General features: G+C 75.1%; 13 protein-coding genes. 5 read left to right on the top strand and 8 right to left on the bottom strand.

All coding sequences use genetic code 11. The annotated features are described in order from the left end of the window. Positions 1 to 37 precede the first annotated feature (37 nt). The 7 genes from BLR12_RS15885 to BLR12_RS15855 form a co-directional block, all read right to left on the bottom strand. Positions 38 to 670, bottom strand: coding sequence for a class F sortase (locus tag BLR12_RS15885; protein ID WP_091380173.1), 633 nt, complete (start codon positions 668 to 670; stop codon positions 38 to 40). Positions 671 to 681: 11 nt separating this feature from the next. Next, complete coding sequence (locus tag BLR12_RS15880; RefSeq protein WP_091380170.1) at positions 682 to 1,533, bottom strand: DUF4397 domain-containing protein; 852 nt, start codon at positions 1,531 to 1,533, stop codon at positions 682 to 684. Positions 1,534 to 1,618: 85 nt separating this feature from the next. Further along, positions 1,619 to 2,542, bottom strand: coding sequence for a hypothetical protein (locus BLR12_RS15875; RefSeq protein WP_091380167.1), 924 nt, complete (start codon positions 2,540 to 2,542; stop codon positions 1,619 to 1,621). Positions 2,543 to 2,647: 105 nt separating this feature from the next. Continuing rightward, entirely contained in the window at positions 2,648 to 3,925 is a 1,278-nt protein-coding gene (locus BLR12_RS15870) for a coiled-coil domain-containing protein (RefSeq protein WP_091380164.1), read from the bottom strand. Between the two features lie 169 nt (positions 3,926 to 4,094). Continuing rightward, positions 4,095 to 5,426 (bottom strand): crotonyl-CoA carboxylase/reductase, encoded by a 1,332-nt coding sequence (gene ccrA / locus BLR12_RS15865; RefSeq protein WP_091380163.1) that lies wholly within the window; start codon positions 5,424 to 5,426, stop codon positions 4,095 to 4,097. 172 nt (positions 5,427 to 5,598) lie between these two features. Beyond that, on the bottom strand, positions 5,599 to 6,054 hold the full coding sequence (mce, locus tag BLR12_RS15860) for a methylmalonyl-CoA epimerase (RefSeq protein WP_091380160.1): 456 nt from the start codon (positions 6,052 to 6,054) through the stop codon (positions 5,599 to 5,601). Between the two features lie 112 nt (positions 6,055 to 6,166). Continuing rightward, complete coding sequence (locus BLR12_RS15855; protein ID WP_091380158.1) at positions 6,167 to 7,021, bottom strand: alpha/beta fold hydrolase; 855 nt, start codon at positions 7,019 to 7,021, stop codon at positions 6,167 to 6,169. 197 nt (positions 7,022 to 7,218) lie between these two features. On the opposite strand from BLR12_RS15855, the gene BLR12_RS15850 reads away from it, so the two are divergent. From BLR12_RS15850 to BLR12_RS15830, 5 genes are all read left to right on the top strand, one after another. Beyond that, positions 7,219 to 8,415, top strand: coding sequence for an acetyl-CoA C-acetyltransferase (locus BLR12_RS15850; RefSeq protein WP_091380154.1), 1,197 nt, complete (start codon positions 7,219 to 7,221; stop codon positions 8,413 to 8,415). Beyond that, a complete protein-coding gene (meaB, locus tag BLR12_RS15845) occupies positions 8,412 to 9,518 on the top strand; it encodes a methylmalonyl Co-A mutase-associated GTPase MeaB (RefSeq protein WP_255363546.1) in 1,107 nt (368 codons plus the stop codon). The genes BLR12_RS15850 and meaB overlap by 4 nt, the downstream gene beginning before the upstream one ends. Beyond that, complete coding sequence (locus tag BLR12_RS15840) at positions 9,515 to 11,011, top strand: phytoene desaturase family protein (RefSeq protein ID WP_091380151.1); 1,497 nt, start codon at positions 9,515 to 9,517, stop codon at positions 11,009 to 11,011. The genes meaB and BLR12_RS15840 overlap by 4 nt, the downstream gene beginning before the upstream one ends. A gap of 90 nt (positions 11,012 to 11,101) precedes the next feature. Then, on the top strand, positions 11,102 to 11,626 hold the full coding sequence (locus BLR12_RS15835; RefSeq protein ID WP_091380148.1) for a MarR family winged helix-turn-helix transcriptional regulator: 525 nt from the start codon (positions 11,102 to 11,104) through the stop codon (positions 11,624 to 11,626). A 49-nt stretch (positions 11,627 to 11,675) separates the two neighbouring features. Next, positions 11,676 to 12,644, top strand: a complete 969-nt coding sequence (locus tag BLR12_RS15830) for a tetratricopeptide repeat protein (RefSeq protein ID WP_091381191.1) — start codon at positions 11,676 to 11,678, stop codon at positions 12,642 to 12,644. Positions 12,645 to 12,759: 115 nt separating this feature from the next. Here the strand turns inward: BLR12_RS15830 and BLR12_RS15825 are convergent, their stop codons facing one another. Further along, the gene (locus tag BLR12_RS15825) at positions 12,760 to 14,157 is read right to left on the bottom strand and encodes a neutral zinc metallopeptidase (protein ID WP_255363545.1); all 1,398 of its coding nucleotides are present in this window, start codon (positions 14,155 to 14,157) and stop codon (positions 12,760 to 12,762) included. Positions 14,158 to 14,163 lie beyond the last annotated feature (6 nt).

Genomic DNA, 14,163 nt, shown 5'->3' with positions numbered 1-14,163 from the left:
CGACGCTCGGCCTGGGCCCCTGCAGGAGGCCGTTCCCTCACGTCAGGACCGCGGTCACCACGACGTTGTCGAGGTAGCTGCGGGCCGACCGGTCGAACTCCCCGCCGCAGGTCACCAGCCGCAGCTCCGCACGCGGGGTGGGCCCGTAGACCGCCTCCGTCGGGAAGTCGCTCTTGGGGTGGCGGCCGAGCCCGGTGACGGTGAACACCGCCGTCGTCCCGTCCTCGCGGTCGACGAGCACCTCGTCGCCGGGCGCGAGCTCGTCGAGCCGGGCGAAGACGGCCGGGCCGTCAACCGAGTCCACGTGGCCGGCGACGACCGCGGGACCCACGTCACCGGGGACCGCGCCGGCGGCGAACCACCCGGCCAGGTCGTAGTCGTCCGGCGGGACCAGGGCGCCGGCCGCGTCCGTGCCCAGCCGGAGCAGCTCGCTGTCGACCCCGATGGCCGGCACGCGGACCCGGACCGGCGGTGCCGCCGACCGCCGGGTGCCCGGCTCGGCGACCACCGGCACGGCGGAGGTGGCGACCGGTGCCATCCCGGCGGCGGGGACGGCGGCACCGGGGGAGACCAGAGCCACCGTCCCGGCGGTGACGACGACTGCGGCGCCGGTCAGCAGCCCGGACACCAGCGGCAGCAGGGGCCGCCGCGGCTTGCGGTGGCGGCTCACCGGCCGCGGCCTCAGGCGGCGTGCCGCGCCGGACCGCGCCGCGACCGGCGGGTGAGCGCGAGGCCGGCACCCGCGAGCACGGTGGCCCCGACGAGGCCGCCGACGGCGAGGGAGTGCAGCCCGCCGTCCGCGGTGCCGCCGGCGCCGGTCTCCACCCCGCCGGCCGGGACGACGCCCGAGCCCGCGGCGTCCAGCACCGTGCGCACGGTCAGCCCGCCCTCGGGCCGGTCGAGCACGAACAGGCTGTAGACCGAGCCCGCGGCCAGGTCGAGGGGGAGCTCGGTGGCCTCGCCGTCCACGGTGACCTGCAGCGCTCCGGCGTCCCCGGACACCGGGGCGTACTCGCCGGCCTCGGCGAAGGCCAGGCCGCTGGCGATCGGCGTCCCGCCGGCCGAGGCGTCCAGGGTCGGCGCTGTCGCCGCGGCCGACACCACGCGCACCCGGGCCTGGCCCGTGGGCGGCAGGGCCAGGTCGTCCTCGAGCACCTCCAGGCCGAGGTCGGCGAAGCGGCCCACACCGGCGACGGTGCGCGCGCTGTCCGAGCCCACCTGCACGGTGGTGGACAGGACCGGCGGCGCCCCCGGGTCGGCCCCGGCCTCGCGCATGCTGACGGTGTAGACGCCCTCGGGCACGTCCTGGTAGTCCGAGATCGTCCCGTAGCCGACGCCGGGCACGGTCAGCAGCGCCGTCCCGTCGCCGGGGTCGGCGACCGAGTCGACGTAGACGTCGACCGCCGGGGTGTCGGGGGACAGGTGGGCCAGCCGGAGCAGGCCGTTCTCGGCGGCGCCGGCGCCGGAGGGGGTGACGAGCACCGTCCCGGCGGTCACGGCGGTCACGGCCAGCAGACGGGTCCAACGGTGCACGGTTCCTCCAGCGTCTCCGGGGGCGGACCCGGTGGGGTCCCGGCGTCCATTCGCGCACTCATCGCGACTCCTGTCCAACCGAGCGTCACGGGGACACCTCGGCCACCAGCGCGTCGGGAGCGGATGCGTAGTCGTACGACAGCAGGACGCCGTCCCCGGTGACCTCGACGCGGTCCGGCGCGAAGGGCGGCAGCTGGGCCTCCAGCCAGGTCCGCAGCGGCTCGGTCGCCGGCCGGTCGGATCCGACCGGCGCGCTGCCGACGGCGGTGAGCAGCACGTCGCGGGCCGGGCCCTCCGCACCCTCGGCCCGCGGGAAGGCCGCCACGGCGAGGCCCTCGCGGGCGGTGAGCACCGCGAGCAGCGACAGCAGCCGCATGTCGACGTCGGCCGACCGCAGCACCCCGGCGGCGTCCCCGGCGACGCGCGTGGTCGGGTTGGCCAACACCGCCTCGGCCAGTGCCTGCCGGCTCGCGAGCTGCTCGGGTGTCGGCGTGCCCGGGGAGGGGTCGACGAGGGCGAGGTCGCCGAAGCGGGCGACCACCCGGCTGCCGGGCGCCGCGGGTCCCTCGGTGACCGTGAGGACGAGGTCGCCGGGGCCGGTCGGCGCGTCGGTGCCCACCAGCTCGTCGGGGGCCCCGGCGGCCACCAGGTCGTCGCGGACGGCGTCCTCGGGGCGCAGCCGGGTGCGGTCGGGCAGCTCCTGCCCGGCGAAGTCGAGCAGCGCCGCCGCCGGGGTCCCGGACGAGCCGGGAGCGGACGTGCCCGGCGTGGAGGCGGCGGGCGTCGTCGGCCCTGCCGGCGGTGGGGTGGTCAGGCCGGCCGGGCGGTCACGGTCGGCGGTGACCCCGTCGGTCGGGTCGTCGCCGAGGACCAGGGCCAGGACCGCGGCGGCCAGCAGCACCACGAGGGCGCTCGCGAGGGCCACCTGGCCGGGCGCGCTGCGCAGGAACGCGACGAGCCGTGGGCCGGGCCGGTGCCGGGGGCGGTGCCGGGCACGACGGGTCGGCACCTCGCCTCCTCCCCGGCGGCCGTGGACGGTGCCGCTCGCGGGACGCCGGTGTCCCGCGAGCGGTGGTGTGGTGCCTCGCTGCCGAGGAGAGGGCGGTGGTCGGGCTCAGCGCCGGCCGGGGGTGACCGGTCGGCTGCCGGTGTCGGCGTCGTCGGGGCGGACGGCCGGCTGCACGAGCGTCGGCGGGTCGACCCGTGCGGGAGCGGCGCTGCTGCCTGTGGGGACCGGGCGCAGCGACTGGGTCTGCTGCGGGCCCGGGGCGGCCTGCTGGGCAGGCGCGTCGGGCGCCGGGGTCACGGCCGGCTGCGTCGGCGGGGCGGGCGGACGGGTCGGCTGGCGGGCGGCGGCCGCCTCACCGTTGCCCGCCGGGGGCTCGGCCGGCCGCTGCGCGGACGGGGGCTCGACCGGCCGCTGGGCCGCCTGCGGGGCGGTGGTGGGCCGCACGGCCGGCTGCTCCGCGGTGAGCGGGCCGACCTGGTGCTCCGGGCGGGTCTGCTCCGGCTGGGCCTGTGCGGTGCGCGGCGTGGGCTGGGGACGCACCGCCGGGGCAGGCGGGCGCGGTCCGGTCTGGGGCTCGGGACGGCGGTCGCCCAGGTCGGGCAGCCGCTCCAGGAGCCGGCGGGCCTCGAGCAGTCGCCCGGTGAGCTCGTCGCGCACCCCGCGCACGGCCGCGGCGGCGGCCTCGGCCTCGTTGACCAGGCGGGCGGCGTGCTGCTCGGCCGCGGCGACGCGCTGCCGGGCGGCCTCGGCCGAGGTGCGGTCGCGCTCCTCCTCCAGGCGCGCGGACTCCTGCCGGCGCGCCCGCTGCGCGATGTCGAAGTCCTCCTCGACCTTCGCCCGCCGGGCCTGCGACTCGGCGTCGAGCCGGGCGACCTTCTCCTGGGCCTTGGCGACCAGCTCGTCGGCGCGGATCTGCGCCTTGCTGGCGATCTGCTCGGCGGCCTGCCGGGCCTCGGCGATCATCCGGTCGACCTCGGCCTGGCCGGCCGCGTGCCGCTCCAGCATCGCCCGCTCCTCGGCGGCGGTGTGCTCGCGCAGCGCCATGGCCTCCTGCTCGGCGGAGCGGCGGATCTCCGCGGCCTCCTCCTCCGCCAGCCGCAGCATGTGCTGGATGCGCTCGCTGATGTTCTCGAACGTGGTCGGACCGGAGGAGGCGGCCTTGCGCCGCAGCTGCTCGATCTCGCCGTGCAGCGCGGAGATCTGACCGGCCAGGTCCGACGAGCGGCTCATCGCCGCGTCGCGGTCGGCCAGCGCCACCTGGATGTCGGCCTCGAGGCGCTCGATCGTCTCGGCCACCTGGTGCCGGTCGTAGCCACGCAGCACCACGTCGAAGGAGTGCTGGGCCTCGCGCATCGGCAGCATGTCGCGGCGGGGATCGGTCATGCGGTCATCCTCGCAGAGATCGTCGGCGAGCCCGGCGTGTCACCAGACCCCTCCCTGCAGGGTGCCAGCCGGGCGCGGGGGCGCGCCACGTGCCGGCGCCCTGCAGGGCGGCCTCCCTGCAGGGTCCCGCCGCGAGCCTGCGAGCGGTGGCGGGCAGGGAGGTCCTCTCTCAGACGCCCCGGAACCGGTTGATCGCGGTCAGGTGCTTCTGCCGCTTCTCGGCGTCCTTGACCCCGAGGCCCTCGGTGGGCGCGAGGGTGAGCACGCCGACCTTGCCCTGGTGGCTGTTGTGGTGGACGTCGTAGGCGGCCTGCCCGACCTCCTCCATCGCGTAGACCTTGGACAGCGTCGGGTGGACCAGGCCCTTGTCGATGAGCCGGTTGGCCTCCCACGCCTCCTTGTAGTTGGCGAAGTGCGAGCCGACGATCCGCTTGAGGTTCATCCACAGGTAGCGGTTGTCGTAGGAGTGCATGTAGCCGCTGGTGGAGGCGCAGGTGACGATCGTGCCGCCCTTCTTGGCGACGTAGACGCTGGCGCCGAAGGTCTCCCGGCCGGGGTGCTCGAAGACGATGTCGACGTCGTCCCCGCCGGTCAGCTCCCGGATCCGCTTGCCGAAGCGCTGCCACTCCCTGGGGTCCTGGGTCTGCTCGTCCTTCCAGAACCGGTAGCCCTCGGCGGAGCGGTCGATGACCAGCTCGGCGCCCATCGTGCGGACGATGTCGGCCTTCTCCGGGCTGCTCACGACGCAGACCGGGATCGCGCCGCCGTTGAGCGCCATCTGGGTGGCGTAGGAGCCCAGGCCACCCGAGGCGCCCCAGATCAGCACGACGTCGCCCTGCTTCATGTCCGCGCCGTTGCGGCTGACCAGCTGCCGGTAGGCGGTGGAGTTGACCAGCCCGGGACTGGCCGCCTCCTCCCAGGACAGGTGCGCGGGCTTGGGCATGAGCTGGTTGCTCTTCACCAGCGCCAGCTCGGCCAGGCCGCCGAAGTTGGTCTCGAAGCCCCAGATCCGCTGCTGCGGGTCCAGCATCGTGTCGTCGTGGCCGGCCGGGTCCTCCAGCTCCACCGACAGGCAGTGCGCGACGACCTCGTCGCCGGGCTTCCACCGGTTCACCCCCGCGCCCACCCGCAGCACGACGCCGGCCAGGTCGGAGCCGACCACGTGGTAGGGCAGGTCGTGCCGCTTGGTCAGGGCGTTCTGCCGGCCGTAGCGCTCCAGGAAGCCGAAGGTCGAGACGGGCTCGAAGATCGACGTCCAGACGGTGTTGTAGTTCACCGAGGACGCCATCACGGCCACGATCGCCTCACCCGGCCCGAGTTCCGGGGTGGCCACCTCCTCGACGTGGAGGGACTTGCGCGGGTCCTTCTCCTTCGTCGGCAGGCCGGCGAACATCTCCTGCTCGTCCTTGCGCACCAGCACGGCGCGGTAGGACTCCGGCACCGGCAGCCCGGCGATGTCGTCCAGCTGGTCGGCGAGGATGGCGTCCCTGATGTCGTCCATGTGCGTCTCCCGGGTCTTCGTCGGCTCGTGAGGCGGTGCGGGGCGGTGCGGTGGCGCGAGATGTTACTGGCGAGTAGTCGAAATGTTACTGGCGAGTAGTCGAAACGGGTCCATGGCCCCGCCCAGAGGCTCGCCCCGAGTTCGCGAGGGGTGCGGAGGGCGGGGTCCTTCTTCAGTGCGCGGTCGACGCCGGCTCGACGAGCTCGACGAGGACGCCGCCGGCGTCCTTGGGGTGCACGAAGTTGACCCGGCTGCCGGAGGTCCCGCGGCGGGGGGCGTCGTAGAGCAGCCGCAGGCCGCGCTCGCGCAGCGTCGCGCTGACCGTATCGAGGTCGGCCACGCGGAAGGCCAGCTGCTGCAGGCCGGGCCCGGAGCGGCCGATGAACTTCGCGATCGTCGACTCGGGGGTCAGCGGCGCGAGCAGCTGGATGCGGGTGTCGCCGTCCCCGACGGCGAGCATCGCCTCGCGGACGCCCTGCTCCTCGTTGACCTCCTCGTGCACCGAGTGCACGCCGAAGGCCTGGGCGTAGAAGGCCAGCGCCTCGTCCAGGTCCGGGACGGCGATGCCGACGTGGTCGATCGTGGTGAACAACTCGGCCGGCAGGCCGGTGCGCGGGTCGGTGGTCACCGCGGCATCCTCCCGGACCAGACGTCTCAGACGACAGGTGGGGGCACCACACAGCCGCGTGGGCCCGCCGTACACACGGGTGCGGCGGGCCCACGCACGGTGGCTGGGGGGATCAGCGGCGCAGGAAACCGATCAGCGCCTCGTTGAACTCCGCGGTGTGCGACGCGTTGATCCCGTGCGGGCCGCCCTTGATCAGGACCAGCTCGCTGCCCGGGATCAGCTCGTGCGAGCGCCTGCCGCTCACCTCGAACGGCACGATCGCGTCGGAGTCGCCGTGGATGATCAGGGTCGGCACGGTGACCGTGGCGACGTCGCCGCGGAAGTCGGTGCGGCCGAAGGCGGTGATGCAGTCCAGCGTGCCCTTCGGCGAGGCGAACTCCGCGATGCGCAGCGCGTACTGCCGCTGCTGCTCGCTGACCGCACCGGACTTGCTGTCCAGCAGGCCCTTGCCGCCGGCGTTGAAGAAGTCGGCGGTGAAGCCGTCGAGGAACTTCGGGCGGTCGGTGGTGACGCCCTGCTGGAACTGCTCGATGGTGGCGTCGTCCAGGCCGCCGTCGGGGTTGTCGTCGGTCTTGTAGAGGTACGGCGGTACGGCGGCGGCCAGCACGACGCGGCTGACCCGGGCGACGCCGTGCCGGGCGATGTAGCGCACGACCTCGCCGCCGCCCATGGAGAAGCCGACGAGCGCGACGTCGCGCAGGTCCAGGTGCTCCAGCAGCGCGTGCAGGTCCGCGGTGAAGGTGTCGTAGTCGTAGCCGTCCCACGGCTGCGACGAGTCGCCGAAGCCGCGCCGGTCGTAGGTGACGACGCGGTGGCCGGCGGCCACGAGCGGAGCGACCTGGGGCTCCCAGGAGCGGCCGGACAGCGGCCACCCGTGGATGAGCACGACCGGCCGTCCGGCGCCGACGTCCTGGTAGTGCAGCTCGACCGGCTGGCCGTCGTCCGTGCCCACGTTCAGGCGGGGCATGGTCCCTCCTCGTCTCGGGTGCGTGGTCGCCTGGAGCCCTACCCGGTGGCCCACGGTCGAACGCGCTGGGACCGTCGTCACCCCGGCGACCCCGCGCGGAGTCCTATCCTCTGCTGGAGATGGACGCCGCGCCCCGGAGCGCGGCGGCACCGACCCCGCGGTCGCCAGCGTCGGCGGCCCGCCCCTGGAGGCAGCTCATGTCCCGTTCGGTCATCGTCAGCGGCGCCCGCACCCCGATGGGGCGGCTGCTCGGCTCGCTCAAGGACTTCTCCGCCGCCGACCTCGGCGGGGTCGCCATCAAGGCGGCCCTGGAGCGCGCCGGCATCTCCGGCGACCAGGTCGAGTACGTGATCATGGGTCAGGTGCTGCAGGCCGGCGCCGGCCAGAACCCCGCCCGTCCCGCGGCCGTGGCCGCCGGCATCCCGATGACGGTGCCCGCGGTCACGGTGAACAAGGTGTGCCTGTCCGGGCTGAGCGCCATCGCATTGGCCGACCAGCTGATCCGCGCCGGCGAGTTCGACGTCGTCGTGGCCGGCGGCCAGGAGTCGATGACCCAGGCCCCGCACCTGCTCGCGGGCTCGCGCACCGGCACCAAGTACGGCAACGCCACGCTGGTCGACTCCATGGCCCACGACGGGCTGTCCGACACCTTCGACCAGGTCGCCATGGGCGAGCTGACCGAGCAGGCGAACAGCCGGTACGACCTGACCCGCGAGGAGCAGGACGCCTTCGCCGCGGAGAGCCACCAGAAGGCCGCGCGCGCGGGCAAGAACGGCGTCTTCGACGAGGCGATCACCCCGGTGCTCATCCCGCAGCGCAAGGGCGACCCGATCGAGTTCCGCGACGACGAGGGCGTCCGCGCCGACACTACGGTGGAGACCCTCGCCCGGCTGAAGCCGGCCTTCGCGAAGGACGGCACGATCACCGCCGGCACCGCCTCGCAGATCTCCGACGGCGCCTGCGCGGTCGTGGTGATGAGCGCCGAGAAGGCCGCCGAGCTCGGCATCACCCCGATCGCCGAGATCGGCGCGCACGGTGTCGTGGCCGGCCCGGACGCGACGCTGCAGAGCCAGCCGTCGCGTGCGGTGCAGCGGGCCTGCGAGCGCGAGGGCATCGAGCCTGCGGAGCTCGACCTGGTCGAGTTCAACGAGGCCTTCGCCGCGGTCGCGATCGTCTCCACCCGCGAGCTGGGCATCGACCCGGAGAAGGTCAACCCCAACGGCGGTGCGATCGCCCTGGGCCACCCGATCGGCATGAGCGGCGCCCGCGTGGTGCTGGACGTCGCGCTGGAGCTCCGGCGCCGCGGCGGCGGTGTCGGTGCGGCCGCGCTGTGCGGTGGCGGCGGCCAGGGCGACGCGCTGATCCTGCACGTGCCCGCTCCCGCGCAGGCGTGAGCCCGGACGGCCCTGCCGTCCCCGCGGACGGCACCGCCGTCCAGACCCCCGGCCCCGCCACCCCTCGTGGGAGGCGGGGCCGGCGCGCGGTCGACGTCCCCGACCTCGTCGCCCGCGCCCGGGACGGCGAGGCCCGCGCGGTGGCGCGGCTGATCTCCCTGGTCGAGGACGCGAGCCCGGCGCTGCGCGAGGTCGCCGCGGCGCTGTCCCCGCACACCGGGCACGCCCACGTCGTCGGCCTGACCGGCGCGCCCGGCGTCGGCAAGTCCACGACGACGACCGCGCTGGTGCGTGCCTACCGCGAGCGGGACCTGCGGGTCGGCGTCCTCGCGGTCGACCCGTCGTCCCCCTTCTCCGGCGGCGCGCTGCTCGGCGACCGGGTGCGCATGCAGGACCACGCCGGTGACGCCGGCGTCTACATCCGCTCGATGGCCTCGCGCGGGCACCTGGGCGGGCTGGCCTGGGCCACGCCGCAGGCCCTGCGGGTGCTGGACGCCGCCGGGTGCGACGTCGTCCTGGTGGAGACCGTCGGCGTCGGCCAGTCGGAGCTGGAGGTCGCGTCGCTCGCCGACACCACGCTGGTGCTGCTCGCGCCGGGGATGGGTGACGGCATCCAGGCGGCGAAGGCGGGCGTCCTCGAGGTGGCCGACGTGCTCGTGGTGAACAAGGCCGACCGGGACGGCGCCGACCAGACCGTGCGCGACCTGCGCTACGCGGTCTCCCTCGGCGGCGGGCACGACCGGGCCGGCGCATGGCGCCCGCCGATCCGCCGGACCGTGGCCGCGCAGCACACCGGCATCGACGACCTGGTCGGGTCGATCGGGGAGCACCGCGCGTGGCTGGGGTCCTCGGGGGAGGGGTACCGCCGCCGGGCCGTCCGGGCGGCCCGCGAGATCGAGGCGATCGCGCTGGCCGGGCTGCGCGCCCGGATGGGCGACGTCCGCGGGTCGGCCGCCCTCGGCAGGCTGGCCGAGCAGGTCCTCGCGGGGGAGAGCGACCCGTTCCGCGCGGCGGAGGTGCTCCTCGCCCAGTTGCAGGGCGCTGCCCGGGCGGCTCCGAGCCGCTGCGGGCACGATGACGGGGTGAACGGGCTGGGGCAGTGAACGGCAAGGCGGACGCCGTCGTCGTCGGCAGCGGGCCCAACGGGCTGGCCGCCGCTCTCCGGCTGGCCGCCGCGGGCCTGCGGGTGCAGGTCGTCGAGGCCGCGGAGCGCCCGGGCGGTGGGATGCGCACCGAAGAGCTCATGCGGCCGGGGTACCGGCACGACGTCTGCTCGATCGTGCAGCCGATGGCCGCCGCGGCGCCGTTCTTCCGGGAGTTCGACCTGCCCAGCCGCGGGGTCCGCCTGGTGCAGCCGGAGGTCAACTACGCGCATCCCCTCGACGGCGGGCGCGCCTCGGTCGCGTACCACTCGCTGGCGGAGACCGCGGCCGGGCTCGGCGTCGACGGCCCGGCGTACCGCCGGCTGTTCGAGCCGCTCGTCGAGCACGGCCAGGACGTCGTCGACTTCTTCCTCACCAGCCGGCTGCGCCGGCTGCCGACCCGCAGCGTGCCGCAGATCGCGCACTTCATGGTCAACGGGCTGCCCAACGTCCGCTGGCTGGCCCACCGGTACTTCGACACCGAGGAGGCCCGCGCCCTGCTCGGCGGTGCGGCCGCGCACGGGATGCTCGACCTGAGCCAGCCGCTCACCTCGGCGCTCGGGATGCTGCTGACCATGCTGGGCCACCACGTCGGCTGGCCGCTGGTCGAGGGCGGGTCGCAGAACCTCGCCGACGCCATGGTGACCGCGCTCGAGCAGCAGGGCGGCGAGGTGGAGACCGGGCACCTGGTCACCGACCTGCGCGAGTTCGACGGCGTGCCGGCGGTGCTGCTGGACACCACGCCCGACGCCTTCGTGGCCATGGCCGGCGACCGGGTGCACGAGGGGTACCGCCGCTGGGTGCGCCGCTACAAGCACGGCGCGGGGGTCTTCAAGGTCGACTGGATCCTCTCCGACCCGGTGCCCTGGACCAACCCCGACGTCCGGCGGGCCGGGACCATCCACGTCGCCGGCGACCTCGAGGAGACCATCGCCGGCGAGCGGGCGCCCAACCGGGGCGAGCGCACCGATCGCCCCTACGTGCTCGCCGTCCAGCCGACCGTGCCCGACCCGACGCGGGCGCCGGCCGGCGGCCACGTGTTCTGGGCCTACGTGCACGTCCCGCACGGGTCGGACCTCGACGTGACCGACGCCATCGAGGACCAGATCGAGCGGTTCGCGCCGGGCTTCAAGGACACGATCGTCGACCGGGTCACCAAGAACGCCGTCCAGATGGAGGCCTGGAACCCGACCTACCTGGGTGGGGACATCTCCAACGGCCAGGCGACGCTGTGGCAGATGCTCGCCCGGCCGGTGCCGCGCTGGAACACCTACAAGACGCCGGTGCAGGGCGTGTACCTCGCCTCGTCGGCCACCCCGCCCGGGCCGGCCGTGCACGGGGCCTGCGGCGACAACGCCGCGCAGGTCGCGCTGCGCGAGGTGTTCGGCCTGCGGCACGTCCCGCCGCTGCGCCCCGCCCCGGCGGCCCGAGGTCACCGCCTCGCCGCCCGCTGAGTGGTCGGCTGCCGAGGTCTCCTGGCCCGGGGGACCACGGCGGCTCGCCGGTAGCTGACGGCATCGGCGGCACCCGTAGCCTGTTCAGCCATGGTCCGTCCGCTGGGGTTGCCGTTCGATCCCATCGCGCGTGCCGGGGAGTCCTGGGAGCAGCGCTTCGGCCCGGCCGCCGCCATGCGCGCCGCGACGTCGGTCTTCCGGGTGCAGCAGATCCTGCTCGCCCGCTTCGACGAGGCGCTGCGCCCGCACGCGCTGACCTTCGCCCGCTACGAGGTGCTGGTGCTGCTGACCTTCAGCCGCACCGGCGAGCTGCCCCTGAAGGTGGTCGGCAGCCGGCTGATGGTGCACCCGACGAGCGTCACCAACGCCATCGACCGGCTGGTCGCCGCGGGCTACGTCGACCGCCGTCCCAACCCCGCCGACGGCCGGGGCGTGCTCGCCGCCATCACCGACCGCGGCCGGGCCGTCGTCGAGGCGGCCACCGCCGCGCTCACCGCGCTGGACTTCGGTCTCGCCGACGTCCCCGACGAGGAGCTGGACACCCTGTTCACCATCCTCGAACGGGTCCGCCGGGGGGCCGGCGACGTGGCGGACGACGGACCCGCGGCGAGCTGACCCCCGGCACCCCCGACACCGGCCGCACGGCGATGGGATGATCGAGGCCATGCAGCCGACCCGTCCCGCACGCCCCGACCCGCGCGCGCAGGCCCAGCAGGCGCAGCTGGCCGCCTCCCTCGCCGGCGCGGTCGACCTCGCCGCCGTCAAGGCCCGCTCCGAGGCCGCGGCGCGGGCCCAGGCCGCACCGCCGCCCAGTGCCGGGGCCCCGGCCGGAGCCCCTGGTGCCGCCGTCGTCGACGTCACCGAGGACACCTTCCAGACCGAGGTGCTCGACCGCTCCTTCCAGGTGCCGGTCGTGCTCGACCTGTGGGCCGAGTGGTGCGGGCCGTGCAAGCAGCTGTCCCCGGTGCTGGAGCGGCTGGCCGCGGAGGGCGGTGGCTCCTGGGTGCTGGCCAAGGTCGACGTCGACGCCAACCCGGCACTCGCGCAGGGCCTGCGCGTGCAGGGCATCCCGGCGGTCAAGGCGGTGTGGCAGGGCCAGCTGGTCGCCGAGTTCACCGGTGCCATCCCGGAGGAGCAGGCCCGCCAGTTCGTCACCGAGCTGGTGCGCGCGACCACCGGCGGCGCGGTCCCCGGTGCCGGTGCCGAGGAGCCCGACGAGGTCGAGGACCCGCGCCTGGACGCCGCCGAGGCCGCCCTCGAGCGCGGTGACCTGACCGCCGCCGAGGCCGCCTACCAGGCGATCGTCGACGCCGAGCCCGACCACCCGGTCGCCGGCCTCGCACTGCGCCAGGTGCAGCTGTTCCGCCGCGCCGACGAGGCCGGTCCCGACGCGCTCGCCGCCGCCGACGCCGCCCCGGACGACGTGGCCGCGCAGGCCCGCGCCGCGGACTTCCTGCTCGGCACGGGGGACGTCGAGGGCGCCTTCGAGCGGCTGCTGGACGTCGTCCGCCGCACCGCCGGGGACGACCGGGACCAGGCCCGCCAGCACCTGGTGGAGCTGTTCGGCGTCGTGGGCGACCAGGACCCGCGGGTGGCCGCGGCCCGGCGCCAGCTCACCCTCGCGCTCTACTGAACTGCGGTCCTCCGGACCGCACCGCGGCCAGGGGTCGTCCCGACCTGCGTTGAGCCCGCCCCGTCCCCGCTCGGGGGAGCCTCCGGCCCCCCGCTCCCGGGGACCTGAAGAGCAACTACACCCCCACGTCGCAGGCCGCGGCGCCCTCGAAGAAGCCGTTGCGGTACAGGTCGACCAGCTGGAAGCCGGTCAGCTCGACGTCGGGCACCACCGAGGGGTCGGTGCCGTAGCTGAGCAGGAACTGGGCGGCCTCGTCGATGTCACCGGGGGAGATGTCGGCGGCCTGCAGCTCGTTGTCGAAGAACACCGCGGAGAACCACCCGGTGAGGCAGACCGCCGACCGGATCGCCTCCTCGTCGTCGGTCGAGAGCCCCAGCTGCTCGCGGGCGGCCAGCGCGTAGGGGATCGAGGCGGCGGTGATGACCGCGTAGTCCGCGCCACCGAGCTGCTCGTAGGCCGGGCCGACCAGGTCCTCGACGTCGTAGCCGACGAGGTCCTGCTCGGCGCAGAACACCAGGTCCAGCTCGTCGCCGGCGCAGGCCGGGGCGGTGCCGGCGAAGGGCTCGAGCGTGGGAGGGGCGAAGGTCTCCCCGAAGACCTGGTCGAAGGCGAGGGTCCAGAACTCCGGCAGGGCGTCGGCGGCGAACCGCTGCGCCAGCTGGAACGGCGCGTTGCCGCCGCTGGCCGCGTCCTCGGGGCTGATGAACGCACCCTGGGTGTAGGGCCGCTGGGCGGAGAAGTTGTCCCGGCACGCGACCGGGCCGACGTCGAACCCCTCCTGGAACGCCGAGATGCGGTCGAAGTAGGAGCCGTGGGCCGCCTCGGTGCTGATGCTGGTGCCCACCGGGTCGCGCAGCAGCAGGTAGCCCGCCAGCACCTCGTCCAGCTCCGGCGCGCGGATCTGCGAGTGCTCGCCCTGGCCGTCGGCCACCCACGCCGTCCAGGCGCCGGCGAGGCAGTCCGCCTGCGTCTCCACGGAGATGGAGTAGTCCGGGTAGCCCACCCGGCCCTGCACCGCGTGGCCGAACTCGTGGGCCATCACGAGCGCAGGGATGAAGCGGCCGTACTGGTCGGACAGCTCACCCAGGAAGGCGCGGTCGTAGCTGATGGAGTCGGAGTTCGGCGCGTCCGGGGCCTGGCAGTAGAAGGCGTTGCCCTCGACCTCGCGGGGGTCGGAGCCGCAGCCGATGCCCTGCGGGTACGCCCCCGGGTCGACGTCGCCCGGGTCGACGCTGAAGTAGCCGCCCTGCAGCGGCACGAACTCCCGCCCGAAGACCTCGGGGAACTGCTGCCCCCAGTAGGTCTCCAGGTCGGCCAGCGCGTTGCGGGCCAGGGTGTCGATCGGGCCGTCCGTGGCGCCGACGACACCCAGCTCGGCCGAGGCGATGTCGGATGCGGGGGGCTGCGCGGCGCTGGGCCGGCCGACCACGACGAACGAGCAGCCGGAGACCAGCAGCAGCGCGGCCGTGGCGAGCAGGGCCACGGCCGCTCGGCGCAGGGAGGAGGCAGGCATGTCCCT

It is taken from the genome of Geodermatophilus sp. DSM 45219, from assembly GCF_900104025.1.
In the GTDB taxonomy this organism is placed as follows: Bacteria; Actinomycetota; Actinomycetes; order Mycobacteriales; family Geodermatophilaceae; genus Geodermatophilus.
The sequence above is the reverse complement of the archived record's forward strand: the minus strand, read 5'-3'. Positions and strand labels throughout refer to the sequence as shown.

What these genes read in the sequence shown, in the direction of transcription:
- BLR12_RS15830 (WP_091381191.1), top strand. Translation starts at nt 11,676, where the DNA reads ATGCAGCCGACCCGTCCCGCACGCCCCGACCCGCGCGCGCAGGCCCAG.
- ccrA (WP_091380163.1), bottom strand. Translation starts at nt 5,426, where the DNA reads ATGGACGACATCAGGGACGCCATCCTCGCCGACCAGCTGGACGACATC.
- BLR12_RS15850 (WP_091380154.1), top strand. Translation starts at nt 7,219, where the DNA reads ATGTCCCGTTCGGTCATCGTCAGCGGCGCCCGCACCCCGATGGGGCGG.
- BLR12_RS15870 (WP_091380164.1), bottom strand. Translation starts at nt 3,925, where the DNA reads ATGACCGATCCCCGCCGCGACATGCTGCCGATGCGCGAGGCCCAGCAC.
- BLR12_RS15855 (WP_091380158.1), bottom strand. Translation starts at nt 7,021, where the DNA reads ATGCCCCGCCTGAACGTGGGCACGGACGACGGCCAGCCGGTCGAGCTG.
- BLR12_RS15825 (WP_255363545.1), bottom strand. Translation starts at nt 14,157, where the DNA reads ATGCCTGCCTCCTCCCTGCGCCGAGCGGCCGTGGCCCTGCTCGCCACG.
- BLR12_RS15835 (WP_091380148.1), top strand. Translation starts at nt 11,102, where the DNA reads ATGGTCCGTCCGCTGGGGTTGCCGTTCGATCCCATCGCGCGTGCCGGG.